Source organism: Bradyrhizobium sp. I1.14.4 (assembly GCF_050435825.1).
GTDB lineage: Bacteria > Pseudomonadota > Alphaproteobacteria > Rhizobiales > Xanthobacteraceae > Bradyrhizobium.
The window spans coordinates 305,738-331,151 of the sequence record NZ_JBNDLA010000004.1; the positions used below are offsets into that span (position 1 = coordinate 305,738).

At 65.5% G+C, this 25,414-nt stretch carries 23 protein-coding genes; 11 read left to right on the forward strand and 12 right to left on the reverse strand.

Annotation, left to right across the window (positions count from 1 at the left end):
* Window positions 1-2: 2 nt before the first annotated feature.
* Window positions 3-935, reverse strand: a complete 933-nt coding sequence (locus ABIB78_RS11265) for a 2-dehydropantoate 2-reductase (RefSeq protein ID WP_429024309.1) — start codon at window positions 933-935, stop codon at window positions 3-5.
* Window positions 936-1,165: 230 nt separating this feature from the next.
* On the opposite strand from ABIB78_RS11265, the gene ABIB78_RS11270 reads away from it, so the two are divergent.
* Window positions 1,166-1,951, forward strand: a complete 786-nt coding sequence (locus tag ABIB78_RS11270) for a class II aldolase/adducin family protein (protein ID WP_429024310.1) — start codon at window positions 1,166-1,168, stop codon at window positions 1,949-1,951.
* A gap of 223 nt (window positions 1,952-2,174) precedes the next feature.
* Here ABIB78_RS11270 and ABIB78_RS11275 read toward each other — a convergent pair whose 3' ends face one another.
* Window positions 2,175-2,828: a S24 family peptidase gene (locus ABIB78_RS11275; protein ID WP_429024311.1), complete on the reverse strand. Its 654-nt coding sequence runs from the start codon at window positions 2,826-2,828 to the stop codon at window positions 2,175-2,177.
* Between the two features lie 199 nt (window positions 2,829-3,027).
* On the opposite strand from ABIB78_RS11275, the gene ABIB78_RS11280 reads away from it, so the two are divergent.
* Window positions 3,028-3,372, forward strand: a complete 345-nt coding sequence (locus ABIB78_RS11280; protein WP_429024312.1) for a DUF952 domain-containing protein — start codon at window positions 3,028-3,030, stop codon at window positions 3,370-3,372.
* Window positions 3,369-4,466, forward strand: coding sequence for a quinone-dependent dihydroorotate dehydrogenase (locus tag ABIB78_RS11285; RefSeq protein WP_429024313.1), 1,098 nt, complete (start codon window positions 3,369-3,371; stop codon window positions 4,464-4,466). Before ABIB78_RS11280 ends, ABIB78_RS11285 begins: the two co-directional genes overlap by 4 nt.
* A 133-nt stretch (window positions 4,467-4,599) precedes the next feature.
* On the opposite strand, the gene ABIB78_RS11290 is transcribed toward ABIB78_RS11285, so the two are convergent.
* The 5 genes from ABIB78_RS11290 to ABIB78_RS11310 form a co-directional block, all read right to left on the reverse strand.
* Complete coding sequence (locus tag ABIB78_RS11290) at window positions 4,600-5,925, reverse strand: MATE family efflux transporter (protein ID WP_429024314.1); 1,326 nt, start codon at window positions 5,923-5,925, stop codon at window positions 4,600-4,602.
* 115 nt (window positions 5,926-6,040) lie between these two features.
* Complete coding sequence (locus ABIB78_RS11295) at window positions 6,041-6,775, reverse strand: MBL fold metallo-hydrolase (RefSeq protein WP_429024315.1); 735 nt, start codon at window positions 6,773-6,775, stop codon at window positions 6,041-6,043.
* Between the two features lie 22 nt (window positions 6,776-6,797).
* Entirely contained in the window at window positions 6,798-7,106 is a 309-nt protein-coding gene (locus ABIB78_RS11300) for a DUF6460 domain-containing protein (protein ID WP_429024316.1), read from the reverse strand.
* 97 nt (window positions 7,107-7,203) lie between these two features.
* A complete protein-coding gene (locus tag ABIB78_RS11305; protein WP_429024317.1) occupies window positions 7,204-9,087 on the reverse strand; it encodes a cisplatin damage response ATP-dependent DNA ligase in 1,884 nt (627 codons plus the stop codon).
* Window positions 9,084-10,124: a ligase-associated DNA damage response exonuclease gene (locus tag ABIB78_RS11310; RefSeq protein WP_429024318.1), complete on the reverse strand. Its 1,041-nt coding sequence runs from the start codon at window positions 10,122-10,124 to the stop codon at window positions 9,084-9,086. Before ABIB78_RS11310 ends, ABIB78_RS11305 begins: the two co-directional genes overlap by 4 nt.
* Before the next feature lie 138 nt (window positions 10,125-10,262).
* On the opposite strand from ABIB78_RS11310, the gene ABIB78_RS11315 reads away from it, so the two are divergent.
* From ABIB78_RS11315 to pdeM, 4 genes are all read left to right on the forward strand, one after another.
* A complete protein-coding gene (locus tag ABIB78_RS11315) occupies window positions 10,263-11,189 on the forward strand; it encodes a methyltransferase domain-containing protein (RefSeq protein WP_429024319.1) in 927 nt (308 codons plus the stop codon).
* A 142-nt stretch (window positions 11,190-11,331) separates the two neighbouring features.
* Entirely contained in the window at window positions 11,332-12,558 is a 1,227-nt protein-coding gene (locus ABIB78_RS11320) for an ABC transporter substrate-binding protein (protein ID WP_429024320.1), read from the forward strand.
* 266 nt (window positions 12,559-12,824) lie between these two features.
* Window positions 12,825-15,587 carry a ligase-associated DNA damage response DEXH box helicase gene (locus tag ABIB78_RS11325; protein ID WP_429024321.1) on the forward strand — a complete coding sequence of 921 codons (2,763 nt, stop codon included), beginning with the start codon at window positions 12,825-12,827 and terminating at the stop codon, window positions 15,585-15,587.
* Window positions 15,588-15,640: 53 nt separating this feature from the next.
* Complete coding sequence (pdeM, locus tag ABIB78_RS11330) at window positions 15,641-16,312, forward strand: ligase-associated DNA damage response endonuclease PdeM (RefSeq protein WP_429024322.1); 672 nt, start codon at window positions 15,641-15,643, stop codon at window positions 16,310-16,312.
* A gap of 210 nt (window positions 16,313-16,522) precedes the next feature.
* Here pdeM and ABIB78_RS11335 read toward each other — a convergent pair whose 3' ends face one another.
* On the reverse strand, window positions 16,523-17,386 hold the full coding sequence (locus tag ABIB78_RS11335) for a LysR family transcriptional regulator (protein WP_429024513.1): 864 nt from the start codon (window positions 17,384-17,386) through the stop codon (window positions 16,523-16,525).
* A 110-nt stretch (window positions 17,387-17,496) separates the two neighbouring features.
* Between ABIB78_RS11335 and ABIB78_RS11340 the strand changes: the two genes are divergently transcribed.
* The 3 genes from ABIB78_RS11340 to ABIB78_RS11350 all read left to right on the forward strand — a co-directional run bounded on the left by ABIB78_RS11340 (window position 17,497) and on the right by ABIB78_RS11350 (window position 20,623).
* Window positions 17,497-18,423 (forward strand): DMT family transporter, encoded by a 927-nt coding sequence (locus ABIB78_RS11340; RefSeq protein ID WP_429024323.1) that lies wholly within the window; start codon window positions 17,497-17,499, stop codon window positions 18,421-18,423.
* Window positions 18,420-19,196 carry an MBL fold metallo-hydrolase gene (locus tag ABIB78_RS11345; protein ID WP_429024324.1) on the forward strand — a complete coding sequence of 259 codons (777 nt, stop codon included), beginning with the start codon at window positions 18,420-18,422 and terminating at the stop codon, window positions 19,194-19,196. Before ABIB78_RS11340 ends, ABIB78_RS11345 begins: the two co-directional genes overlap by 4 nt.
* Window positions 19,197-19,282: 86 nt before the next feature.
* On the forward strand, window positions 19,283-20,623 hold the full coding sequence (locus ABIB78_RS11350) for an NRAMP family divalent metal transporter (RefSeq protein WP_429024325.1): 1,341 nt from the start codon (window positions 19,283-19,285) through the stop codon (window positions 20,621-20,623).
* Between the two features lie 31 nt (window positions 20,624-20,654).
* Here ABIB78_RS11350 and ABIB78_RS11355 read toward each other — a convergent pair whose 3' ends face one another.
* Complete coding sequence (locus ABIB78_RS11355) at window positions 20,655-21,122, reverse strand: Lrp/AsnC family transcriptional regulator (RefSeq protein WP_429024326.1); 468 nt, start codon at window positions 21,120-21,122, stop codon at window positions 20,655-20,657.
* Window positions 21,123-21,281: 159 nt separating this feature from the next.
* Between ABIB78_RS11355 and ABIB78_RS11360 the strand changes: the two genes are divergently transcribed.
* On the forward strand, window positions 21,282-22,580 hold the full coding sequence (locus ABIB78_RS11360) for an aspartate aminotransferase family protein (protein ID WP_429024327.1): 1,299 nt from the start codon (window positions 21,282-21,284) through the stop codon (window positions 22,578-22,580).
* A gap of 1 nt (window position 22,581) precedes the next feature.
* Here ABIB78_RS11360 and ABIB78_RS11365 read toward each other — a convergent pair whose 3' ends face one another.
* The 3 genes from ABIB78_RS11365 to ABIB78_RS11375 form a co-directional block, all read right to left on the reverse strand.
* Complete coding sequence (locus ABIB78_RS11365) at window positions 22,582-23,364, reverse strand: TIGR02186 family protein (protein ID WP_429024328.1); 783 nt, start codon at window positions 23,362-23,364, stop codon at window positions 22,582-22,584.
* The gene (locus ABIB78_RS11370; RefSeq protein WP_429024329.1) at window positions 23,361-24,290 is read right to left on the reverse strand and encodes a sulfite exporter TauE/SafE family protein; all 930 of its coding nucleotides are present in this window, start codon (window positions 24,288-24,290) and stop codon (window positions 23,361-23,363) included. The genes ABIB78_RS11365 and ABIB78_RS11370 overlap by 4 nt, the downstream gene beginning before the upstream one ends.
* Window positions 24,291-24,557: 267 nt before the next feature.
* Entirely contained in the window at window positions 24,558-25,394 is an 837-nt protein-coding gene (locus ABIB78_RS11375; RefSeq protein WP_429024330.1) for a hypothetical protein, read from the reverse strand.
* Window positions 25,395-25,414 lie beyond the last annotated feature (20 nt).

The following is a 25,414-nucleotide window of genomic DNA, read 5'->3' on the forward strand; positions in this document are numbered from 1 at the left end:
GCTTATTGGCGATCGGCCTGCGCCGTGTCGCGCAGGCCGTCGCTGATGGCACGCAACAGCGTCAGCAGCAGGCCATTGAGCGGCGTCGGCACGCCATGGCGTTTGCCGGCCGCGACGATCGCGCCCGTGAGAGCGTCGGCCTCGAACGGGCGTCCCGCGAGACGATCGAAATACATCGAAGTGCCGGCGTCGGGCGGATAGGTCAATAAAGTCGTCAGCATCAACTCGGCCTCGTCGGGCGCGAGTTGTGCGCCGTCGGCGTGGCCGACATTCGCGGCCTCCTCGAGGATGGCAAGACACAGCGCCTTGACGTCCTCGCGTCGGAATACCGCCTGACGCTGCAAGGTGAGCGCGGTGATCGGGTTGGCGACGGCATTGAGCAGCAGCTTGCGCCACGCGAGCGTGATGAAATCGGTGGAGCGCCGCACGCGCATCGCGGTGCCGTCCAGGAGGGCTTCGAACGCGCGCCCGTCCGCGTCATCGGCAACCGCAAATTCGTGCTCACCGGCGCGGCGGAAACGCACGCGATCCGGCGCCAGTCGCTCGCCATTGTAGTAGACGATGGTCGGAACGACGGTGGCGGCGCCGACCAACGGCGCCAGCCGCTCGGTGTGGCCGATGCCGTTTTGCAGCACCGCGACAAGCGTCCGCGGGCCGCACAGCCTTTCCAGCCAGGGCGCGCTCGACGCCGTGTCCTGTGCCTTGGTCGACAGCAATACCCAGTCGACCGGCGCAGCCTGCGCCGGATCGGTGAGAGCACGCAGCGGTACCTCCACCGTGCCTTCCGCCCGCTCGACCGTAAGGTGGTCGAGCGGCCGCCGGACACAGGCGACCACATCATGATGGTCGGCAGCCCGCAGCAGGCCGGCGATGATGCCGCCGATGCTGCCGAGGCCGACCACAGCGATGGTCTTGCGATTGGGGCGTCCTGTCATGGCGTGACTCTGGGGTTGGCGAAGTACGGGCTGGAAGTGCAGGTCGCTTATGTAGCGCGACGCCGCAGCTACGTTCGCAGCGCATCATCACATAATGGCGCCGAGCCTGCAAAATTCGGATGGCAGGCATCGGCAATTTCACCGGAGTCGGCCGCCGGATTGCGCTACAATCGGGCCCACAAAATCAGCACGACCTCCGCGGAGAGGCCGGCACACACGGGAGCATGCGTATGCAGTTCAGGGTTTCGCCCACATCGCTGCAGGACAGTTCGAGCGCCGAGGAATGGCAGGCGCGGGTCGATCTCGCGGCGGCGCATCGGCTCGCCTACATCCACGGCTTTTCGGAAGGCATCTTCAACCATCTCACCTTTGTGGTGCCCGGCCGCAGCGATCGCTACTACCAGATCCCGTTCGGCATGCACTGGTCGGAGGTCACCGCGTCGTCCTTCATGGAGGTCGGCATCGACGATGCGGAGGTGAAGCGCGGCGAGGGCGAGGTCGAGCGCTCCTGCTTCTGTATTCACGCGCCGATCCACAAGGCGCTGCCGCAGGCCAAGGCGGTGTTCCACACCCACATGCCGTATGCGAGCGCACTGACGCGGCTCGAGGATCCGCGCATCAAGGAGATCGGCCAGACTGAGGTGGGACTGTCGGAGGCGATTGCCTATGATGATCTCTACACCGGTCCCGCGCTCGATCCAGAGGAAGGCGCACGGCTCGCCAAAGTGATCGGCAACAAGACCATCCTGTTCATGGCCAACCATGGCATCTCGACCGTCGGCGAGACCGTCGCCGATGCCTATGATCGGCTCTATTACATCGAGCGCGCCGCGCAGGTGCAGATTTACGCGATGTGGACCCAGCAGCCGCTGAAGCAATTGCCGCAGCATGTGGTGGAGAAGACCAAGCGCGATTTCCGCGACGATCATCTCTATAACGGCCCGAGCCCGGCGCAGCGGCATTTCGACGCGCTGAAGCGGATGCTGGACCGCAAGGAGCCGGACTACGCGACGTAGCGCGCCGGCAGTGCCGCAACCTCCGCCGTCGTCCCTGCGAAAGCAGGGATCCATAACCACAGGGTTGAGTTGTTAGAGCAGGCTGTGGCCCCAGCTTGCTCAAGCACAACGAGCGGCGGTTATGGGTCCCGGGTCGCGCGGAGCCTGTCATCGGGCGCGCATTCGCGCGACCCGGTGGCTTGCCCGGGACGACACTGGTTTTTATGGTTGCCAGTTCGGCCGGCTACTGGCTCGCCCACACGACGCGCGCGATCCACGCAACCTCTTCGGCATCGAGCGTGCGGTCGGGGTGTTCCGGATTGAGCGACGCGAGTTCCAGCACCTTGCCGGTGCGTCGCTTCAGCTCCTTCACCATCACCTCGCCGCCGGTCGTGCGTACCACCACGCGGTCGCCGCGGCGGATCGCGGTCGCGGGTGACACCACGATGATGCCACCTTCGCGATAGGCCGGCTTCATCGAGTCGCCCTCGATCTCCAGTGCATAAGCGTGTTCGTCGGTGGTCGCCGGCAGCGCCACTTCGTCCCAGCCCTTCCCGGCGGGAAAGCCGCTGTCGTCGAAATAGCCGCCGGCGCCGGCCTGCGCGAAGCCGATCAACGGCACCGACTGGCCGCCACGCGGGCCGTCGCCGAGCAGCTGTACGAAGGTTTCCATGCTGGCATTGCTCGCGGCCAGCGCCTTGGAGAGCGATTCGGTCGACGGCCAGCGCTCGCGCCCGCCGCCGGTCACGCGCTTGGACTTGTTGAAGGTGGTGGGATCGAGCCCGGATTGCTTTGCAAGGCCGGAGGGCGACAGGCCGGCGCGTTCAGCGAGCCGGTCGAGCGCGGCCCAGACCTGAGCGTGGGTCAGCGGTCGGGCGGCTTTGGACTGTTTGGCCATCGAGGATATCCCGGATGGTAGGAATTATTGCCTGAAACTCGGAGTTTTCGCAAATCTGCCGCCGGATGTGTCCTGGCACCGCTTGAGTTGCGCCGCCGCCGCCGATACGGTCCCTCGCTCGCCAAATGGCGTCTGGGGCATTTCCCCTCAATCCGGATAAAACCCCAAGAGACTCAAGGACAAAAGGGAAGGCCGGGCCGTGCCTATGATCTACAAAATCACCCCCGCTTCGGCCTGGCGCGAGGCCGAGCGGCAGGGCGTGTACCGGGGCAGTGCGGACGACAAGCGCGACGGCTTCATCCACTTTTCCACCGCCTCCCAGGTGGCCGAGACCGCGCGCAAGCACTACCACGGGCAGACCGGCCTGTTCCTGGTCGCGGTCGATGCCGATGCGCTTGGCGAAGCCCTGCGCTGGGAACGGTCGCGCAATGACGAACTGTTCCCGCATCTCTATGGCGAACTCGACCTCGGCGCAGTCACCGAAATCCTCGACCTGCGCGCACGCTCCGACGGCGGCCACGATGTTCCGGAGCTCAAGCCGTGATCCGTGCCTTCGACGCCTTCTCGCTGCCGCTGCTGCGCTGGTTCGATCCCGAAGATGCGCATCGCATGGCGATCCAGGGCTTGAAGCTGCTGCCGCCGCTCCGGCAGCGGCCGGATGATCCGAAGCTCGCGGTGCGCGCCTTTGGACTCAACTTTCCGAACCCGATCGGCATGGCGGCAGGTTTCGACAAGAGCGCCGAAGTGCCCGACGCGCTGCTGCGGCTCGGCTTCGGCTTTGTCGAGATCGGCTCCGTGACACCGAAGCCGCAAGCCGGCAATCCGCGGCCGCGGCTGTTCCGCCTGGAGCGCGACGAGGCCGTCATCAACCGCATGGGCTTCAACAATGACGGCGCCGAGGCCGTGCTGCGGCGGCTCGCCGCGCGCGCCAGCGGCGGCGGCATCATCGGGGTCAATGTCGGGGCCAACAAGGATTCGCCCGACCGCGTCGCCGATTATGTGAAGCTGATCGAGACCTTTGCCCCGGTCGCGAGCTATTTCACCGTCAATGTCTCGTCGCCGAATACGCCGGGCCTGCGCAATCTGCAGCAATCGGCGGCGCTCGACGATTTGCTCGCGCGGGTCATCGACACCCGCGAGCGCGTCCGCAAGAACGCCGGCGATTCGCCGGTCCTGCTGAAGATCGCGCCGGATCTGAGCCTCGCCGAGCTCGACGACGTCGTGCACATCGCCCGCTCGCGGCGCGTCGACGGTATGATCGTCGCCAACACGACGCTGGCGCGTCCCTCGACCTTGCGCGAGGAGACCCGAGCCAAGGAGCAGGGCGGTCTGTCGGGCCGTCCGCTGTTCCGCCTCTCGACGCGAATGGTGGCCGAGACCTATGTCCGCGTCGAAGGTGCATTTCCATTGGTCGGCGTCGGCGGTGTCGATTCCGGCGGCGCCGCGCTGACGAAAATTCGGGCCGGCGCCAGCCTGATCCAGATCTATTCCTCGCTGGTCTACAAGGGAATCGGTCTGGTCGACGACATCAAGCGCGACCTGTCCTCGACCTTGCTGCGCACCGGCCGCGACTCGCTGTCGGAAATCGTCGGCGCCGATGCTGCGACGATCACGGCCGAGGACTGGCCGGTGCGATAATTGCCGGTAGCCTGGATGCAGCCAAGCGCAATCCGGGATCAGGTTTTGCCACATGCACCTGCCCCGGATTTCGCGGAGCCTGTCATCGGGCGCGCGTTCGCGCGACCCGTTGGCTGCATCCGGGCTACGAATGCTACGCAGTCTTGAACGTCTTCCTCAACAGCGCCGGATAGCGCAGGCCCTGCAGGCCGCCGCGCGCGACGTAGGAGCCGAGCAGCGCGATCCACAGTCCGGTGTTGCCGAAGCCGCTGAGCGCCCACCAGGTGGCGAGGAAGATCGCGAGCGAGGCCAGCATCAGGTTGCGCATCTCGCGCGCCCAGGTCGCTCCGACATAGATGCCGTCGAAGCCGAAGGCGAACACGCCGGGCAAGGGCGCCAGGATCACGAACAGCAGGAAATCGCGCGCATAGCGGCGCACCTCGTCGCTGGTCGTCATCGAGTTGATCAATGCCGGCCCGAACAGCGCAAATAGCACCGACACCACCAGCGCAAAGCCGATGCCCCACAGCAGCACCAGCCGGGTCGAATCGGCGAAGCCGCGCGCATCGCGCGCGCCGAACGCGCGGCCGCACAGCTGCTGGGCGGCGTTGGCAAGGCCGTCGAGGAAGAAGGCGCTCACCAGCAGGAAATTGTTCAGCACTGAATTCGCCGCCAGTGTCACGTCGCCTTCGCGTGCGCCCTTGGCGGTGAAGAACAGGAACACGACGATCAGCGCCGCGGTGCGGACCATGATGTCGCGATTGACGGCCAGCATGCGCATCAGCTTGGCGCGGTCGAACAAAGTGGCCGCGGGAACGGCGAAGCCGCTCTGCGAGATACGCCATGCCACCACGACGCCGCCGGCGAAACCGGTCGTCTCGGCGAGCACGGCGGCGATCGCGGCACCGGCGATGCCGGCGCCGTAGACCTGCACCAGCAGCACGGTTGCGGCCATGTTGATCAGGTTGATCACGATCTGCAGGACCAGCGCCAGATTGGCACGCGTCTGGCCGACCAGCCAGCCCAGGATCACGTAATTGGCGAGCGTCAGCGGCGCCGACCAGATCCGGATCATGAAATAGCTCTTGGCCGCGCGCGTGACGCCCTCGCTGCCGCCCATCAGCTGGAACGTGACTGCAGCCAGCGGCACCTGCAGCGCGATCAGCGCCGCGCCGATCAGCCCGGCAACGATGAAGCCGCGCACCAGGATCGCGGCATATTCCTGCGCCTCGCCCGCGCCCTGCGCCTGCGCGGTGAAGGCAAGCGTGCTCATGCGCAGGAAGGCGAACAGCCAGAACAGGCAATCGAAGACCACCGAGGCCATCGCCACGCCGCCGAGCAGTGCGGCATCGTCGAGGCGGCCGATCGCCGTGGTCGAGACGATGCCGATCAGCGGCGTCGTCAGGTTGGCGACCATCGCGGGGCCGGCGATGGCGAACACCTGGCGTGTCGTGATCTTCGGGTGGGTCGGTGCGTGCATAGCTACAGTTGCAAGGAATCTACGTTTCTATCGCGACATTCGTCGCGCGACCATGCTGGAATTGTACTCAGAGCAATGCGGTGGCGGAGGGGCAGCCGACAACGCAATTGCATGGTCAGAACGCCACGACCATGCCGTCGTTTGCCGCCGTGCAGGACAGGTCGTCGACGCGGCCGAGCATGTCGTCGCTCATATGGGTCAGCACCACGCGCTTGGCGTTGATGGCGGGCAAGTGCGCTTCCAGCGTTTTCAGGCTGAGATGGTTCTTGACTATCTTGTCGTAGGTATAGGCTTCGGCGATGAAGAGGTCGGCGTCCTGCGCGGCCGGGATCAGCGCGTCGGTCCACTCGGTATCGGCACTGTAGCTGACGACGCGGCCTTCTGCCTCGACACGATAGGCGAGAAATGGCCCGCCGGATTCGCCATGCACGACAGGATAGGGCGTCACGGTCACCTCGCCGAAGCTGCGCCGCTTCTGCGGTACGAGCGCGACGACGGACAGATCGAAGCGCTGCCTGGTCTTGGAGGAATGCTCGAACATCACCTCCATCACCTCAGGCAATTTCGTTTCGATCCCCTGCGGCCCGGCGATCACAAGCGGCCGGGTGCGGCGGGCGAACTGCGCATCGAGCAGGAAGAACGGCAGGCCGGCAAAATGATCGCCGTGGAAATGCGTGATCAGGATCAGGTCGATTGCGTCGCGGTCGATCTCGAGCCGCTTCATCGCCGGCAGCGACGAGGCGCCGCAATCGATCAGGAAATTGAAGCGCTCGCCGGTGACGTGGAAGCAGGTGTTGAAGCGGCCACCGGAGCCGAACGCATCGCCGCAGCCGACAAATTGCAATTGCATCGGCTGCGGCCTTTCTTCTGGATCAACGGCCGCGTGGCGCGCCGAACAGCCGCGACAACAGCCAGATCGGGACCACGATCACGGCGCCGAGCAGGAAGTAGCGCCAGGCCCAGTTGATCGCGTCGAAGCCGAAATCCCAGATGCTCTGGAACAGCCTGCGGATGCTGTAGAGGATATTCCAGGGATCGAGCCCGATCGCGGCGAGCACGACGCCGACCAGGATCGAGAGCAGGATCAGCCGGAACGCCACCGAAAGCGGCGATCCGCCGAGAAAGCGGTACAGGCCGTCACTCTGGCCGCCGGCCGGCAAGTCCCTGACGTCGTTCGGCATCGTTCTCTCCTGGCGGAATCGCCCGCATTATAGGTCACGGCGCTGCACATGGGAAACCCGCGAGCCGCGATCAATGGCTGCCATGCGCGCTTCGGGTTTAACTTCCTGTCATGGTCATTAACAGCCGTTCAAGTGTCTCCAGCCGGTCGGCTTCACGCGGCGGCTTGTCCCAGCGCAGGCGGCTGATCCGGGGGAAACGCATCGCGACGCCGGATTTGTGACGCGGCGAGCGCTGCAAGCCCTCGAAGGCGACTTCCAGCACCAGACCCTGATCCGGCTCGTGCACGATGTGGCGGACGGGACCGAACTTCTCGGTGGTGTTGCGGCGGACGAAGCGGTCGATCTGCAACAGCTCCTCGTCGGTGAAACCGAAATAGGCCTTGCCGACCGGCACGAGCTCGTCGCCATCGTCGCCACGGGTCCAGACCCCGAACGTGTAGTCTGAGTAATAGGACGAGCGCTTGCCGTGGCCGCGCTGGGCATACATCAGCACCGCGTCGATGATGTGCGGATCTCGCTTCCACTTCCACCACGGGCCCTTCGGCCGTCCTGGCAGATACGGCGCGTCGCGCCGCTTTAGCATCACGCCCTCGACCGCGTCGGCATCGTCGCCGGCGCCCGCGCTCTTGGGACCGGCGCGTGCTGCGGCCAGTTCTTCCCAGCTCGCGAACGGGACGGTCGGCGAAAGATCAATGCGCGGATCGTTCAGCTTGGCAACAAAGGCTTCGAGATGCGCGCGCCGTTCGGTGAAGGGCAGCTCGCGCAGATCATTCTCGTCGTCGCCGAGCAGGTCGTAGGCGCGCAGATGGATCGGAAACTCCTTGATCAGCTTCGGCGAAACCACCTTCCGGTTCAGCCGCTGCTGCAGCACGTTGAAAGTCTGTACGCGGCCGTCGCGCAGCACCAGCAATTCGCCGTCGATCGCGCCGGGCAGATGCAGCGACGGCACGAGATCGGGGAAGCTGCCGGTGATATCCTCGCCGGTGCGCGAGTAGAGCCGTGCCTGGATGTGGCCGCGCGCGTCGCGGCCGGACACCGCCTGCACGCGGATGCCGTCCCACTTCCATTCCGCGCTGAAATCGGCGGCGTCGAGATTGGCGAAATCGCTATCCTCGATCGCATGCGCCAGCATCACCGGGCGGAACGGGGTCGGATCGCTGTTGACCGGCTTGTCGCCACGGCTCTCGAGCCAGGCGAACAGGTCGAGATAGGGCGGTGACAGCCCAGGCCACATCAGCTCGATCTCGTGCGGGTCCTTGTCGCCGAGCGCCGCCGCCGCGGTCTTCGCCAGCCGCGCCGAAATCCCGATCCGCATCGCGCCGGTGACGAGCTTCAGCAGCGCCCAGCGCCCGGTCTCGTCGAGCTCGTCCAGCCAGCGCGCCAGCTGCGCCGGCAGCTCGGCCTTGCCGAGCGTGCGCAGCGTGACGACGACCTCGGTGAGGGTGGGAGGGGGCGGGTTGTTGTGCGCGCGGAGAATCTCACTGCTATCTCGCCCGCCGTATCCCTCTCCCTGCCCTCGAGAGCGAGCTTCGCTCGTCTCGGACCCCGCAAGGGGGGAGGGAACCCATCTATCGGTGCGTCCCTCACCCACGTCAATCACCTCGATATCGCGGTGAGGTGAGCGCGACGGTTGGGCTCCCTCCCCCCTTGCGGGGGAGGGTTGGGGAGAGGGGTGGCCCAGGAAAGACTCGTTGTAAGATGCACTGGCCGCTTTCGGCCACATCAGCGCGACGGTTTCGGAGAGGTCGCCGACGTAATCATAGGAGTAGCCGAACAGCACCGGGTCGGCGCGTTCGGTGATCAGATCGCGGATCAGCCCCGGCTTGGCGTGCTTGAACGACAGCGCGCCGGTCAGCGCCGCCAGCGCGTAGCCGCGGTCGGGATCCTCGGTCTCGCGGAAATAGGCGACCAGCAGCTTGATCTTGTTGTTGCGACCGGGCTCGTAGGCGAGGCGGTCGAGCAGCTCGGCAAAGCGATTCATGGCGTGGCCTCGCCGGCGATCACAGCCGTCTGGCCGTCGTCCTCATCGCCATAGCCGACCAGGTCGAGCGGCCGCGCGGCAAGGCCCCTGGTTTTGCACCAGTGCACCAGCGCGTCTTCCTGGCCGTGGGTAACCCAGATTTCGCCGGCGCCAGTGGCGGCAATCGTCGCCGTCAGCCCGTCCCAATCGGCATGATCGGAGATCACCAGCGGCAGCTCGACGCCGCCTTGCCGGGCCCGGGCGCGCACGCGCATCCAGCCTGAGGCAAAGGCCGTGACCGGATCAGGGAAGCGGCGCGTCCAGACATCTGATGTCGCACTCGGCGGCGCCAGCGTGATGGTGCCGGCAAGCTCGGCCTTCTTCATGCCCCGCGCGGGTCTGAGCTCGCCGAGATGAATGCCGCGCTCTTGATAATAATAGGTGATCTTCTCCATCGCCCCATGCAGATAGATCGGGGCGTCGTAACCGGCCTCGCGCAGCAGCGCGATCACGCGTTGTGCCTTGCCGAGCGAATAGGCGCCAACCAGATGCGCGCGCTCCGGAAACAGCTTGACCGACGCCAGCAGCTTCTTCACCTCATCGGCGGCGTCGCCGTGGCGGAACACCGGCAATCCAAAAGTCGCCTCAGTGATGAAGACGTCGCACGGCACGAGCTCGAACGGCGCGCAGGTCGGGTCGCGCGCGTCCTTGTAGTCACCGGAGGCGACGATGCGGGTGCCGTTGCAGGTGACTGATATCTGGGCCGACCCGAGCACGTGGCCGGCGGGATGAAATGTCACCCTGACGTCGCCGAGCCTGATCTCCTCGCCATAGGCAACTGCCTGCGTCGCACCGGCGAAATCCTCGCCATAGCGCAACCGCATCATGTCGAGCGTTTCCTGGGTCGCGAGAACAGCGCCGTGGCCCGCCCGCGCATGGTCGGAATGGCCATGCGTGATCAGTGCCCGCTCGACCGGCCTGACAGGATCGATGTGAAAGCCGCCTGGCTTGCAGCAAAGCCCGGCCGGGACGGGCATCAGGATGTCTTGCGGGCGCATTGTCCGTATATAGGCGCTCCTTCCGCGATGTTTAGCCGTCATGCGCGGGCTTGACCCGCACCTCCATCTCCGGAAAGAGTCCGTGCTTCAATCGATGGCCGGATGCGGCCATGGCAAGATCGGTTCCTTAAAGAGAGCATGGCCCCCCGCCTGTTTCTGTCCTCCGGCGACCTCGTGGCCGACCGCCGCTACGAGTTCGCGCGCGACCTGCAATTGAAGGGCGATTTGCCGGCTGCTGCCGAGCTGCTCGAACAGGCGATCGAGCTCGTGCCGAAATTCCCGTCTGCCTGGTACACGCTGGGCAAGGTCCGCCTGGAACTCGGCCTGCGCGAGGCCGCGATCGCAGCCTTCCGCGCCGCGCGCGATGCCGATCCCGAAGACCGTCATGGCGCAGGCCTGCATCTCATGCAGCTCCGCGTCGAGGCCGTTAGCTCAATGCCGCCTTGCTATGTGCAGACATTGTTCGATCAATATGCGCCGCGCTTCGAGGCCGCGCTGGTCGGCGATCTCGACTATCGCGGTCCGGCGCTGCTGTTCAAGGCCGTGCTGTCGGTGCGCGCGTCTGCGAAGCAGCCGGCCTTCTTCAAGCGTGCGATCGATCTCGGCTGCGGCACCGGCCTGGCCGCCGGTGCGTTCAGGGGGCATGTCGATCGATTCATCGGCATCGACCTGTCGCCGCGCATGATCGACAAGGCGCGTGCCACCGCGCTCTATGCCGAGCTCGAGGTCGACGACATGCTGAAGGGCATTTCGGGCAAGCCAGACGCCAGCGCCGAATTGATTCTCGCCGCGGATGCGATGGTCTATGTCGCCGATCTCGCGCCCGTGCTCGCCGAGGCCGCGCGCGTCCTGGTCGGAGACGGCGTGCTCGCGTTCACGGCCGAGACCCATGACGGCGAGAGCGTCATCCTCGGCGAGGGGCTGCGTTATGCCCACAGCGCGACTTACGTGCGCGCCGCGGTCGCTGCCGCGGGGCTGACGCTGGCTCTGCTCGACGATCTCTCGGCGCGCAATGAAGATAATACTCCGGTCCCCGGACTTGTCGCCGTCGCCGTCAAGCCGTGATGTCCCGTCTCTCCAAGAAGAAAAACTTGGGTCTACACGCTACGCATTTGCCGTGACGCGGCATTGCGCCGCAAAGCCGCGACTTCGCGCTTGCCGGGCGCAAGGCGGAATGCGAGAGCTTTTCGCCTCAGGGAGAGAACCAATGAAGAAACAAACGCGGCGCGAGTTCGGCGCCACCGCATTGTCTGTTGTCGCAGCGTCCGTGCTGCCTGCGCCGTTCGTCCGGGCCGCGGACAAGAAGTACGATCCGGGTGCGAGCGACACCGAGATCAAGCTCGGTCAGACCGTGCCGCATTCCGGCCCGGGCTCGCTCTATGGCGTACTGGGCCGCGTCGGCGAAGCCTATTTCCAGATGCTGAACGACAAGGGCGGTATCAACGGCCGCAAAGTGAAATTTCTCACCATGGACGATGCCTACAGCGCGCCGAAATGCGTCGAGGCGACGCGTCGCCTGGTCGAGCAGGAGGAGGTGCTGGCGCTGTATGGCTCGCTCGGCACTGCGCCGCAGACCTCCGTGCACAAATATCTCAATTCCAAGGGCGTGCCTCAATTGTTGCTGAATACCGGCGCCTCGAAGTGGAACGACCCGAAGAACTTCAAATGGACCATGGCGGGCCTGCCGCTCTATCCGACCGAAGCGCGCATCCTCGCCAAGCACGTCGTCAGCGTAAAGCCGAACGCCAAGGTCGGGATCCTCTACCAGAATGACGATTTTGGCCGCGACTTCCTGGGTCCGTTCAAGAAGGTGCTGGCCGATGCCGGCGGCACCGCGCAGGTGATCCTGGAGCAGACCTACGATCTCACCGATCCGACGGTCGATTCTCAGCTCATCAATCTCTCGAAGTCGGGCGCCGACGTGTTCTACAACATCACCACCGGCAAGGCGACGTCGCAGTCGATCCGCAAGGTGGCCGAGCTCGGCTGGAAGCCGCTGCAGCTGTTGTCGGCGGGCTCGACCGGCCGCTCGATCCTGAGCGCAGCGGGACTGGAGAATGCCAAGGACATCGTCGCGATCCGCTACAACAAGGAAGTCGGCGTGCCCCGCTACGAGAAGGATGCGGATGTGGTCGCGTTCGAGGAGCTGCGCAAGAAGTACCTGCCGAACATCGACCCCGACAACACGATCGCCTTTGCCGGCTACGGTCAGGCGGCGACGATGGGAGAAATCCTGCGCCGCTGCGGCGACGATCTGACCCGCGCCAACGTGCTGAAGCACGCCACCGCGCTCGCCGGCTTCCACTCGCCCTATTTCCTTGATGGCATCAATTACAGCTATACGCCCGACGACTACACGCCGATGAAGACGCTCTATGTCTCGATCTTCAACGGCAAGGACTGGGACCTCTCCGGCGAGCCGATGACGGAGTAGAGCGGGCAATCGCATATCCGCTCGATACCTCCGCAAACTCGTCATGCCCGGCCTCGTGCCGGGCATCCACGTCTTTGTTTCCGCGGAAGAAAGACGTGGATGGCCGGGACGAGCCCGGCCATGACGGAAGTGGAAATGGCAGCGCGAAGCTTTTCGCTGCCATATGTGATCGCCCTGCAGAGGGTGCCGGCGGCGACGAGATGCCCCCTGCCGCCTGCCGCCATTTCCGCTCTGCCCTCGACGAAACCGCTTGAACCGCTTACCTCATGGGCGTGTCGACGCTCGATCTCCATTCCGTCACGCCGTCGGAAACGGCCGACCTGCTGCCGCGCCGGTTTCGCGACTGGTTTGCCTCACGCGGCTGGTCGCCGCGCGAGCATCAGCTTGCGCTGCTGGCGAAGGCGCACGGGCGGCGCTCGGCGCTGCTGATCGCGCCCACCGGCGCCGGCAAGACGCTGGCGGGCTTCCTGCCGACGCTGGCGGAGTTGAGCGGGGACGGCGACGGGAGAGACGGAAAACTTTCGCCGCATACTCCATCGCCACCTCCCCCCTTGCGGGAGAGGGGTACGCCGCTTGCTCCGAACGATACGGCTTACCCCGCACCCCAACCTCGAGAGCGAGCTTCGCCCGCCTCGGACCCCGCAAGGAGGGAGCGAGCCCTGCCAGCGAACGCCGCTGAGCCAAGAAGAAATCTCATCTCCACCGGCCGCGGCGTACGCCGCAGCGGCGGGCTGCATACGCTTTACATCTCGCCGCTCAAGGCGCTCGCGGTCGACATCGCGCGCAACCTGGAGACACCGGTTGCCGAGATGGGGCTGCCGATCAGGATCGAGACTCGCACCGGCGACACGCCGGTGTCGCGGCGGCAGCGGCAGCGGCGCTATCCGCCGGATATTCTGCTCACTACGCCGGAACAGCTGGCGCTGCTGCTGGCCTCCGACGACGCGCCCTATCTGTTCTCTTCGTTGAAGCGCATTGTGCTCGACGAGCTGCATGCGCTGGTCACCTCCAAGCGCGGCGATCTGCTGTCGCTCGGCCTTGCGCGGCTCTGGACAATCGCGCCGCAGATGCGCGCCATCGGCCTCTCGGCGACAGTGGCCGAACCGGAGCAGCTCGCGCGTTTCCTGGTGCCGCAGCCGGGCGGCGAGAGTGTATCCGCCGACGTCGTCACCGCCGGCGGCGCAGCGCCGCCGGAGGTCGAGATGCTCGACACGCGGGAACGGCTGCCGTGGTCGGGCCACGGTGCGCGCCACGCGCTGCCCGAGGTCTACGAGCTGATCAAGCGCAACAAGACCACACTGGTGTTCGTCAACACCCGCAGCCAGGCCGAGATGCTGTTTCAGGATCTCTGGCGCATGAACGACGACGGGCTTGCGATCGCGCTGCATCACGGCTCGCTCGACGTCGCGCAGCGCCGCAAGGTCGAGGACGCGATGGCCGCCGGAAAGCTGCGCGGCGTGGTTTGCACCTCCTCGCTCGATCTCGGGGTCGACTGGGGCGATGTCGACCTCGTCATCAATATCGGCGCGCCAAAAGGATCGTCGCGGCTGATGCAACGAATCGGCCGCGCCAACCACCGCTTCGATGAGGCCTCGCGCGCCGTGCTGGTGCCGGCCAACCGGTTCGAGGTACTGGAATGCCGCGTCGCGATCGACGCCATCGCCGAGAATGCGCAGGACACGCCGCCCTTACGCTCGGGCGCACTCGACGTGCTGGCCCAGCACGTGCTCGGCTGCGCCTGCGGCAAGCCGTTCCTGTCCGACGAACTCTACGATGAAGTCAGGACCGCGGCGCCCTATGCGTCGCTATTGCGGACGGATTTCGACGATGTCGTCGACTTCGTCGCGACCGGCGGTTACGCGCTGAAGACCTATGAGCGCTTTGCGCGGATCAAGAAGGACAAGCAGGGCCGCTGGCGCGTCACCAATCCGAAGGTGCGGCAGAGCTATCGCCTCAATGTCGGCACCATCGTCGAGGAGACCATGCTCAAGGTGCGGCTGGTGCGTTCGCGCGCGGGCGGCCAAGGAAAAAGCAACGGGTCGACCGGCGCGATCGCCCGCGGCGGCCGCATGCTGGGCGAGATCGAGGAGGTGTTCATCGAGGGCCTCGTTTCCGGCGATACCTTCGTGTTCGGCGGCGAGGTGGTGCGCTACGAGGCGCTGGTCGAGGACCAGGTCTATGTCTCGCGCGCCAACGACAAGGATGCAAAAGTGCCGTCCTATATGGGCGGCAAGTTCCCGCTCTCGACCTATCTCGCCGAACGCGTCCGCAAGTTGCTCGACAACAGCCGAGCCTGGAACGCCTTGCCGGACCAGGTGCACGACTGGCTGTCTTTGCAGCGCAAATTCTCACGCGTCCCGGCAGTGCGCGAGCTTCTGGTGGAAACCTTTCCGCGCGGCGGCAGCCATTACCTGGTCTGCTATCCCTTCGAGGGGCGGCTCGCGCATCAGACGCTCGGCATGCTGCTGACGCGCCGGCTGGAGCGCGCCCGTGCCCGTCCGCTCGGCTTCGTCGCCAACGAATACGCGCTCGCGGTCTGGGGCGTCGGCGATCTTTCCTTCATGATCCGGCAAGGCAAGCTCGATCTCAACGCGCTGTTCGATCCCGACATGCTCGGCGACGATCTCGAGGCATGGCTCGCGGAATCCGCGCTGATGAAGCGCACCTTCCGCAACTGCGCCATCATCTCCGGCCTGATCGCACGCCGCTTCACCGACGAGGAGAAGTCGCGCCGCCAGGTGCTGTTCTCGACCGATCTGATCTACGACGTGCTGCGCAAACACCAGGCCGACCACGTGCTGCTGCGCGCCGCCCGCGGCGATGCCGCCACAGGGTTGCTCGATCTGCGCCGCCTCAGCGACATGCTTTCGCGCATCCACGGCCGAATCACCCACAAGGCGCTCGATCACGTTTCCCCGCTCGCCGTCCCCGCACTGCTGGAAATCGGACGCGAGTCAGTTTATGGCGAAGCATCCGACGAGCTTCTGGCCGAGGCGGCCGAGGAACTCGTACGGGAGGCGACGACATAACGCTGGGGACTGACGTGACGGCAAGCGCGCAGGTTTTGCGAGACGGTGACGACATGCGCGTTTCGAGGGTCACGGTGGCGGATGTCGGCTTCGTGGCGGATTTCTCCGGCGCGCTGTTCTGGGAACAGCAAAGCCTGCTCGTGGTGTCCGACCTGCATCTGGAAAAAGGTTCGAGCTTTGCCAGCCGCGGCGTGCTGTTGCCGCCTTACGACACGGTGGCGACGTTGAGCCGGCTCGCCGCTGTCATCTCGCGCCACGATCCGCGGCAGGTGATCGCGCTCGGCGACAGCTTTCACGATCGCGATGCACATGCGCGCCTGTCGGGCGTGGACCGCGAGGCGCTCGCGGCCTTGCAGGTGCGGCGCAACTGGATCTGGATCGCGGGCAACCATGATCCGGCGCTGCCGTCCAGTCTCGGCGGCGTGGTCGCGACCGAGGTTGCGATCGGCCCGATCGTGTTCCGCCATGAGCCAACCGGAGCTGCCGGCGAGATCGCCGGGCACCTTCACCCCAAGGCGCGGGTGCCGACCCGCGGCCGCTCGATCGAGCGCCGCTGTTTTGCCAGTGACGGCGAACGCGCGGTGATGCCGGCCTTCGGCGCCTACACCGGCGGCCTGAGCATCCGCGACACGGCATTCGCGCGGATTTTCGGATCGACCGGCTTCATGGCCCACGTGCTCGGCGACAACCGCGTCCACGCGTTCGTGGCGTCGCAGTGTTATTGACGATCGGCCGGCTCCAACCTGCCATCATTCATATGCCGTGCCACACACGCGGCGTCGTCCCGGGCAAGCGCTGCGCGACCCGGGACCAATGACCACAAATGCGAGTCGTTTTACGACGCTGGAGCCACAGCCTTCGCACAACAGAGCCCTGTGGTTATGGGCCCTGCTTTCGCAGGGAGGACAGCGGAGTAGGGGCGAGGGCCGCGGGCCTCACGCCGCCTTCGCCTGCACGCTCTCGCAATACTCCGCGAGCCGATCCGCCAGCCGCAGCGTCGCGGGGCTGGCGTCGGGAGCGGCAACCAGGGCGACCTCGGTCCGGTCGATCGGCGCAAAACCGTCTTTCGCCGTCAGCACGCGGTGCTCGGCCTGGATCGACATCTCCGACAGGATGCTGAGCCCGAGACCCGCGGCGACCGCGGCCTGGATGCCGGCGAGGCTGGAGGAGGTGTAGGCCATGTGCCAGTTGCGGCCGGCACTCTCCAGTGCATGGATGGCGCGGGCGCGGTAGAGGCAGCCCGAAGCGAAACCGATCAGCGGCACCGAGCCGGTCGTCGTGTCGCGCGGATGGCTCTTGCTGGTGACCCAGTGCACGCGTTCCGGCCACACCGCGATGCCGCCCTTCTCATCGGCGGCGCGCTTGATCAGCGCGAGATCGAGATCGCCGCGCTCCAGATCGCGGTACAGGAACAGGCTCTGGCCGGAGCGCACGTCGAGCCGCAAATTCGGATGACTGCGCGCGAAGGTCGCGAGCAGTTTGGTCAGCCGGTAGGCGGCGAAATCCTCGGTGATGCCGATCCGGATCGCGCCTTCGCTGCCGGGGCGCGAGAGCACGTCACGGGCCTCTTCGGCGAGTGACAATAGCCGCCGCGCATAGGTCAGCAGCCGCTCGCCGGCTTCGGTCGGGGTAACGTCCTTGCCGCTGCGGATCAGCAGCGGCTGGCCGACGTCCTCCTCCAGACGCTTGATCTGCTGGCTCACCGTCGATTGCGTGCGGTGGACGCGCTCTCCGGCACGGGTGAAGCCACCGGCGTCCACCACCGAGACGAAACTGCGCAACAGCTCCAGGTCGAGCATCGCAGCCTCCATTCACATATCCACTGCAAGTCAGTCTATCATTTAATTTTCAAATATCAAGGCGCGGGCCTAGACCATGGGCGAAGGTGAAACCGCCAGGAAAAACCACAATGTCCGCTGCAACCTCGATGTCAGTCCCCCGCGCCCGCTTCAACACCCTGCCGCTGCTGATCGCCCTGTTCTGCCTGCTCTGGAGCTACGCCTTCGTGGCCGGCAAGATCGGCGTCACCGATTGCCCGCCGCTGATCCTGCTCGCCGCGCGATTTTCGTTCGCCGGCGTCCTGATCCTCGGCATCTCCTGGCTGCGCAGGGATCAATGGGACCTCACCTGGCGTGACGCGGCTGTTTTCGCCGTGCTCGGCGTCGCCAACAACGCGCTCTATCTCGGGCTTGGCTATACCGGTCTGAAGACGGTCTCCGCCGGGCTCGGCGCGCTGATCGTTTCGGCCAATCCGGTATTCACGGCCATGCTTGCGGCGTTGTTCCTTGGCGAGACGATGACCTTGCGCAAGGTGGTTGGTCTCCTGCTCGGCATCGTCGGCGTCGCCTTCATTGTCTGGCATCGCATGAAGGTCGGTACCGATAGCCCGCACGGCATCCTCTTCACGCTGGCCTCGCTCGCCTCGATCGTCGCCGGCACCGTCCTGTTCAAGCTGCTGGCGCCGAAGGGCAGCCTGTGGATCGGCAACGGCATCCAGAACATCGCCGGCGGCCTTGTGGTGATGCCGTTCGCCCTCACGCTCTCCAGTCTCAGTGACATCGTGCCGAGTATGCGGCTTGCCGGCGCCTTTGCCTTCCTCGTGCTCGGCGGCTCGATCCTCGCCTATCTGCTCTGGTTTCATCTCCTGAAAGTGTGTGGCGCGACCGCCGCCAGCACCTATCACTTCCTGATGCCGCCGCTCGGCATACTGTTCGCCTACCTCGTGCTCGGTGAGCATGTCGAATTTCGCGACCTGCTCGGGATCGTTCCGGTCGCGCTCGGCATTTACCTGGTGACCCGCCCCGCGGCCGCTGTGCCCAAGAGGAGTGTGACGTGAGCATCACCATCACCCTGATCGGAGGCCCAACCGCCGTGATCGAGATCGACGGGTTCCGCCTGCTCACCGATCCGACCTTCGATGCACCCGGCGACTATCAACTGCCGCATGCGAGACTGGAGAAGCTGACAGGCCCCGCGCTCGGCGCGCACGATGTCGGCGAGATCGATGCAGTCCTGTTGAGCCACGACCAGCATTCCGACAATCTCGACAATTCCGGCCGGGATTTCCTCAAACAGGCGAAGCGCGTGCTGACGACGGAGGCCGGCGCCAAGCGACTCGGCGGCAACGCCGAGGGCTTTGTGCCATGGGCCTCGACCGCACTGAAGAAAGCCGGCCGTTCGCTGACCATCACCGCGACGCCGGCGCGGCACGGGCCGGCGGGAATCGAGCCGTTGTCCGGCGACGTGATCGGCTTCGTGGTCGAGCCCGCGAAGCCCGTCCGTCCGGTCTATATCAGCGGCGACACCACCTGGTTCGACGGCGTTGCCGAGGTCGCGCGGCGCTTTGAGTGCGGCGTGGTGCTGCCATTCGCCGGTGCGGCGCAGACCCGCGGCCCGTTCCATCTCACCATGGACACCAATGACACGATCGAGACCGCGCGGGCCTTCGCGGATGCGGTAATCGTGCCTGTCCATACCGACGGCTGGGCGCATTTCCGGCAGAGCGCCAGCGACCTGCGCGCGAGCTTCGATACGCTCGGCTTCGGCCGCCGCCTGCGCATCCTCGAGCCCGGCGTTGCCACGGTCATCGAACCGTCATCGGAAGCTTGATCCGGCTCATTGCGTATCGTTCGGGCCATGTGAGTTTCAGCGTTGGAACCGCACCGGGCCCGGTTCGTTGTCGCGATGGAACCGGCATGACGCAGCATCGGCAGATACCGCGAAAGCATCACGGCAAGCCGGGCAACAGGCCGGCGAGCAAGGCCGACGGCCAAAAGCGGTTCGGCCTTGCGGGGCTTCTGAAGTCGCTGGGTCCTGGGTTGATCACCGGCGCATCGGACGACGATCCGTCCGGCATCGGCACTTACAGCCAGGCCGGCGCGCAACTCGGCTACGGTATCGGCTGGACCATGCTGCTGACCTTCCCGTTGATGGCGGCGATCCAGGAGATTTCGGCGCGGGTCGGCCGCGTCACCGGGCACGGCATTTCAGGCAATGTCAGCCGGCATTATCCGGGGTGGCTGCTGGTCATCGTGGTGACGCTGTTGTTCATCGCCAACACGGTGAACATTGCCGCCGACCTGTCGGCCATGGCGGACGCGACCAAGCTCCTGATCGGCGGTCCGGCCATCCTCTACGTCGTGCTGTTCGGCGTGGCCTCGGTCGCCGCCCAGATATTCATGAACTACCGGCACTATGTCGCCGCCCTGAAATGGCTGACGCTCTCGCTGTTCGCCTACGTGGCCGCGCTGGCGTTCGCCAAGGTCTCATGGACCGAGGCGCTGGCTGGCGTGCTGGTTCCGCGCCTGACCTGGAGCGCCGATTATTTTACCACCATCGTGGCGATCTTCGGCACGACTATCTCGCCCTATCTGTTCTTCTGGCAAGCCTCGCAGGAGGCGGAGGAGCAGCGGGTGGACGTTACCAAGCATCCCTTGATCGAGAAGCATTACGGCGCTCGGAGGGAGTTTTCACGTATCCGCGCCGACACCGTCATCGGCATGGCGTTCTCCAATTTGATCGCGCTGTCGATCATCATCACGGCCGCCGCCACGCTGCATGCGGCCGGCAAGACCGATATCCAGACCTCGGCACAGGCCGCCGAGGCGTTGCGGCCGATTGCAGGGCCATTCGCGGAAGTGATCTTCGCACTCGGCATTGTCGGGACCGGTCTTTTGGCGATCCCGGTGTTGGCGGGCGCGACCGCCTACGCGGTCGGCGAAGGATGGCGATGGCCAGTTGGGCTGGCACGCAAGCCGATGGAGGCGATCGCATTCTATTCGGTTTTGGCGCTGTCGGGCGGCATCGGCATCGCGCTCAACTTCACTCCGATCGATCCGATCGCGGCACTGTACTGGAGCGCGGTCGTCAACGGCGTGCTTGCCGTGCCCGTGATGGTGCTGCTGATGTTCCTGGCCCACCGCAAGGATGTAATGGACCGTTTTGTCATCGACGGCTGGCTGTACTGGCTCGGCTGGCTCTCGACCGGCGCCATGGCGCTCAGCGTGATCGCGATGGGCGTGGGGTTGCTGATTTAGTCAGCGGAGGTTATCGCGCCGTCGTCGTCGCTCAGAACAACGAGCTATCGATCTTTGTCGTCGATTTGATCTTTCGCAGGATGATGGTCGTGCGGTAGCTCGCGATATCGGTGTCCGGATGCATCAGGCGGTCGAGGATGAACGATTGATAGCTTGCGAGGTCGGACGAAACGACGCGCAGGGAGTAATCCCAATCGCCGGCAATCATGCAGCATTCGACGACTTCCGGAAGGCCGATCACCTTCTTCTCGAAGCGCTCGAAGGATTCCCTGTTCTGCTGCTTGAGGCGGACCTCGACGATCACGTCGAACCCGAGTCCTACTCGCGCAGGGTCCACCAGCGCCACATAGGAATTGATGACGCCGGCCTCTTCGAGGGTGCGGACGCGTCTCATGCAGGGGGCGGACGAGAGGCCGATCCGTTCGGCCAGCTCGAGATTCGTGATGCGCCCCTCGACCTGCAGCAGGTCGAGGATTTTCCGGTCCATCTCGTCAATCACGATCGCGGTTCCCGCTTATTTCGTATTCTTCAGTTTCTGCGCAATTGATTGCATAAGAAGGGGCGAAATGCATCTCAAATCGCAATGTCATTGCTGCCGCGCGCGCATAGGATGCGCTGCGGGAATTCTTGATCGCGGCGACTGAGCAGGGAGCGGGCAATGGTCGGAAATGACGACAAGTCCTTTTGGGATCGCGCCCGGCGTTACCTCATTCGGTATGGTGGGACGTTCGCTCCCGTCATCATCGAGCGCGCCTCCGGATCCTTCGTCTATGACGCCGATGGCCGGGCCATATTGGACTTCACGTCCGGACAGATGAGCGCCGTGCTCGGTCACGGTCACCCGGAGATCGTCCAGACCATCAGCGAGCATGCCGAACGGCTCGACCATCTCTTCAGTGGCATGCTGACACGCCCGGTCGTCTCGCTCGCCGAAAAGCTCGCGGACGTTCTGCCGCCGGGGCTTGATCGCGTCATGCTGCTGAGCACGGGCGGCGAGTCAAACGAGGCTGCAATCAAGATGGCCAAGCTCGCCACCGGCGGCTTCGAGACCGTTGCGTTCGCGCAGTCCTGGCACGGCATGACATCCGGCGCGGCCGGGACGACCTATTCGGCTGGCCGCAAGGGCTATGGTCCTGCGCCGGTCGGCTCGCTCGCGATCCCGACGCCGAACCTCTATCGGCCTCGCTTCGGTCATGCGGCCGATTGGCGCGCCGAGTTGGCCTACGCCTTCGATCTCATCGACCGCCAATCGACCGGCTCGCTGGCGTGCATGATCGCCGAGCCGATCCTCAGCTCCGGCGGGCTGATCGATCTGCCGGAGGGCTACCTCGCCGCGCTGAAGGAGCTGTGTCGTGTGCGCGGCATGCTGCTGATCGTCGACGAGGCACAGACCGGCCTTGGCAGAACCGGCGCCATGTTCGCTTTCGAGCGCGACGGCGTCGTGCCTGACATTCTGACCTTGTCGAAGACGCTCGGTGCCGGCCTGCCTTTGGCTGCGGTCGTCACCTCCGCCGAGATCGAGGAGCGCTGTCACGAACGGGGTTTCCTGTTCTACACGACGCATGTGTCGGACCCGATGCCGGCCGCGGTCGGGCTGAAGGTCATCGAGATCATCCTGCGTGACAGACTGGTCGAGCGCGCCAGGATCGCGGGCGCGCGGTTGAGGGATGGGATTCTCGCACTTCAGAACCGGTTCGAATGCATCGGCGATGTCCGCGGCAGGGGACTGATGCAGGGCATCGAGATCGTGCGCGACCGCACCAGCAAGGAGCCTGACGAAGCGCTCGGAACGCGGGTGTCGCAGCGCTGCATGGAGCTCGGCTTGAGCACCAACATCGTGCAGTTGCCCGGCATGGGCAGCGTATTCCGCATTGCTCCGCCGCTGACGATCAGCGACGACGAGATCGATCTCGGCCTCTCGATCCTGAGCGACGCATTCGAAAGCGCAGACGGCTAAATCAATCCTTCCGGAACACGATCGAGGCCATCCAACCGGTCATCAGCGCCATGAACGCGGTGACGAGGCCGTAGACAAGGCCATTCTGCCGCGCGGTGGTGGCGACGAATTGCTCGAAGCCGACCTTGACGATCTCGAACGCGGTCTCGGTCTTGGTCACCAGCGCGCCTTCTGAAAACAGCTTGATCTCGACATTGTAGGTGCCAATCGGCACCTCCGCCGGCAGCGGAATGCCGGTGCGGAACAGGGTCGGGGTCAGGAATGTCACCGCCGAGGTCGCCTCACGGTAGAGCCCGTGCTCGGAACGCAGCCGGACGAAGGCGCTGCGGAAGGGGTCGTTCGGCACCACGTCGGCATAGTCGGGCCCGACCCGCTGCATCAGCAGCACGTTGTTGAGCCCGAGTTGCTGCCGCCGCTGCACCTCTGGTGAGGCGATCTGGTCGAACGGACGATTCGAGAACAGCGCGAGATAGCCCGGTACCTGCAGGAACTGCCGCGAGTCGGTGTTGATCCATATCCCGAATTTGCGCTCCTTGCGCCGCGTGACCATGTCGGCGCGCGGGCCGGACACCGTGACGAGGAGATCGTAATTGCCGCGGTTCGGCTGCGTCTTGTCGTCCTTCTCCACCGAGCCGAACAGCACGAGCTCGCCGCCGGAATAGTTCGGCGTCACCGTGACGCGGTGGTTGGAGACCGACACGATCAGCCGTTCGGCATGCGCAGGCGCGACCGTCAGGCTGGCGGCGACGAGGCCCATGATTGCAAGCGGCGCGCGCAGCCTCATGGCGGGGCTCCGCCGGTTTCGCGGATGCTGTAGAGGTCCTGCGGCCGGATCACGAGCTCGACCGCAAAGCGGATGCCGACCGCGAGCACGAGCAGGCCGAGCAGCAGGCGCAGATGCTCGCCGCGGATCTTCTGGCCGGCGCGGGCACCGAACTGCGCGCCGGTGACGCCGCCGATCATCAGGATCAGGGCCAGCACGGCGTCGACCAGGTGGTTGGTCACCGCGTGCAGCATGGTGGCGAACACCATCGTGACGAGGGTGAGCACCATCGAGGTGCCGATTACGGTCGAGGTCGGCACCCGCAGCACGTAGATCATCAGCGGCACCAGGATGAAGCCGCCGCCGATGCCCATCACCGCGCCGATGAAGCCGATCACGAGGCCGACCACCACGACCGGGATGACGGAGAGGTAGATCTTGGAGCGCTTGAAGCGCAGCTTCAGCGGCAGGCCGTGGATCCAGCCATGGCTGCCGGGCTTGCGCAGCGCGACGGGGCCGCCGCCGCGGACACGCAGCATCGCGCGAAGGCCTTCCCAGAACATCAGTCCGCCGACCGTCGTCAGCAGGATGACGTAGGACAGCGCGATCATCAGGTCGAGCTGGCCGAGCGAGCGCAGGTAGGTGAAGGTCCACACTCCGAGCGCGGTGCCGAGCGTGCCTCCCACCAGCAAGACCGCCGCCAGCAGCGGGTCGATCGCGCGTCTGCGCCAATAGGAGATCGCGCCGGAGAACGAGGAGGCCGCGATGTGACTGGCGACCGAAGCAACCGCGACCGCGGGCGCGATGCCGACAAAGATCAGCAGCGGCGTCATCAGGAAGCCGCCGCCGATGCCGAACATGCCGGAGACGAATCCAACCGCCGCGCCCATCGCCAGGATGAGGAAGACATTGACCGGAATGTCGGCGATCGGGAGGTAGAGCTGCACGCGCGTCGCTTCTTGTCGGTTCGCCGCATGCTGGGGCGCAAGGCCACATCACGGCGTGATGTCGTTCGGGTCGGGCATTCTCCGGCTGAACGAATCCGGTCGGCGCGCAAGAAGCAGGCGAACGCGGGTCGATTGCCGCGCTCTTGCATAACCGAAATCGGCGAGCGGAGGGACTAAAGAATCCGCTCTCAGTGGCATTTTTCGCCGCACGTGGCCGCTGTGCTGCGGACGTGGTTGACAATTCAGATTAATGACGCCGGTGTCGCCTCAGGGCCGGTCGACCGGCTTGGTGATCAGGTTCAGCGCGAGCGCTTCCTTCGGGCTCAACCAGCGGATGTCCGAGGTCTGCGACATCGCCTCGACGATCCCCGACGAGACGCCCATCTTGGTCATGTAGCCGAGCACCATGCCCTGGATGCGCTGGGCCTCGGCGAGAGGATCGCTGACCGGTGCGCTCGTGGTGAAGCGATGCACGCCGAGCCGCGAGCCCGCGATGCCGTAGCGGGTCTGCCCGCCGGCATACACCAGGACGCAGGCGCTGGCGCAAGCAGCGGGGCGGAGCTTGCCCGAGGTGTCGGCGGTGGCGACGGCCGTGACGAGCCCATGTGTGCGGATGACCTCACCCATGATGGCGGCCTGGTTCAGCGCGCCGCCCTGCGACGACAGCAGTACGGCGTCGCCGGGCGCGAGACGCGCCTCGCTGAGCCGGTCGCGGAACCAGCTCGCGCTCGCCGAGCCGATCTTGCCGCTGATCGCAAGCGCACGCCGACCATGGCCCGATCCGTCGATGTCGACATCGGGAATCACCGCCGACGTCATGCTCGCCGCGATATAGGTCTCGCGCCAGAAATCCCAGGCACCCGGCCTCGACAGGTCGCGGTAGGCCTGAATGGCGACGCTCGACAACAACAGCACAAAGATGATGACGGACCAGAACGAGAACCGGAAGGTGCGGGGCGGCGATGCCACATTCCCCTGCGGCGGCGGAGGGGCTTTGCGGCGATTGGCAAATGGAGATGGAGCCTGGCGCGGTGGCGTGACGCGCGGACCGGTCGGCGACGAACGGTGGCCCGTTCCATCATCCTGGCGATCGTCGACAGACAAGCCTGACCCTCCGGAGCGCA

Bases quoted from the DNA above. Each gene is read 5' to 3' on its own strand.
- ABIB78_RS11300 (WP_429024316.1), bottom strand. From the start codon at position 7,106: ATGCCGAACGACGTCAGGGACTTGCCGGCCGGCGGCCAGAGTGACGGC.
- ABIB78_RS11335 (WP_429024513.1), bottom strand. From the start codon at position 17,386: ATGCTCGACCTGGAGCTGTTGCGCAGTTTCGTCTCGGTGGTGGACGCC.
- ABIB78_RS11310 (WP_429024318.1), bottom strand. From the start codon at position 10,124: ATGCGCCCGCAAGACATCCTGATGCCCGTCCCGGCCGGGCTTTGCTGC.
- ABIB78_RS11315 (WP_429024319.1), top strand. From the start codon at position 10,263: ATGGCCCCCCGCCTGTTTCTGTCCTCCGGCGACCTCGTGGCCGACCGC.
- pdeM (WP_429024322.1), top strand. From the start codon at position 15,641: ATGCGCGTTTCGAGGGTCACGGTGGCGGATGTCGGCTTCGTGGCGGAT.
- ABIB78_RS11365 (WP_429024328.1), bottom strand. From the start codon at position 23,364: ATGAGGCTGCGCGCGCCGCTTGCAATCATGGGCCTCGTCGCCGCCAGC.
- ABIB78_RS11360 (WP_429024327.1), top strand. From the start codon at position 21,282: ATGGTCGGAAATGACGACAAGTCCTTTTGGGATCGCGCCCGGCGTTAC.
- ABIB78_RS11340 (WP_429024323.1), top strand. From the start codon at position 17,497: ATGTCCGCTGCAACCTCGATGTCAGTCCCCCGCGCCCGCTTCAACACC.
- ABIB78_RS11275 (WP_429024311.1), bottom strand. From the start codon at position 2,828: ATGGCCAAACAGTCCAAAGCCGCCCGACCGCTGACCCACGCTCAGGTC.
- ABIB78_RS11265 (WP_429024309.1), bottom strand. From the start codon at position 935: ATGACAGGACGCCCCAATCGCAAGACCATCGCTGTGGTCGGCCTCGGC.
- ABIB78_RS11290 (WP_429024314.1), bottom strand. From the start codon at position 5,925: ATGCACGCACCGACCCACCCGAAGATCACGACACGCCAGGTGTTCGCC.
- ABIB78_RS11325 (WP_429024321.1), top strand. From the start codon at position 12,825: ATGGGCGTGTCGACGCTCGATCTCCATTCCGTCACGCCGTCGGAAACG.
- ABIB78_RS11350 (WP_429024325.1), top strand. From the start codon at position 19,283: ATGACGCAGCATCGGCAGATACCGCGAAAGCATCACGGCAAGCCGGGC.
- ABIB78_RS11320 (WP_429024320.1), top strand. From the start codon at position 11,332: ATGAAGAAACAAACGCGGCGCGAGTTCGGCGCCACCGCATTGTCTGTT.
- ABIB78_RS11270 (WP_429024310.1), top strand. From the start codon at position 1,166: ATGCAGTTCAGGGTTTCGCCCACATCGCTGCAGGACAGTTCGAGCGCC.
- ABIB78_RS11305 (WP_429024317.1), bottom strand. From the start codon at position 9,087: ATGAATCGCTTTGCCGAGCTGCTCGACCGCCTCGCCTACGAGCCCGGT.
- ABIB78_RS11295 (WP_429024315.1), bottom strand. From the start codon at position 6,775: ATGCAATTGCAATTTGTCGGCTGCGGCGATGCGTTCGGCTCCGGTGGC.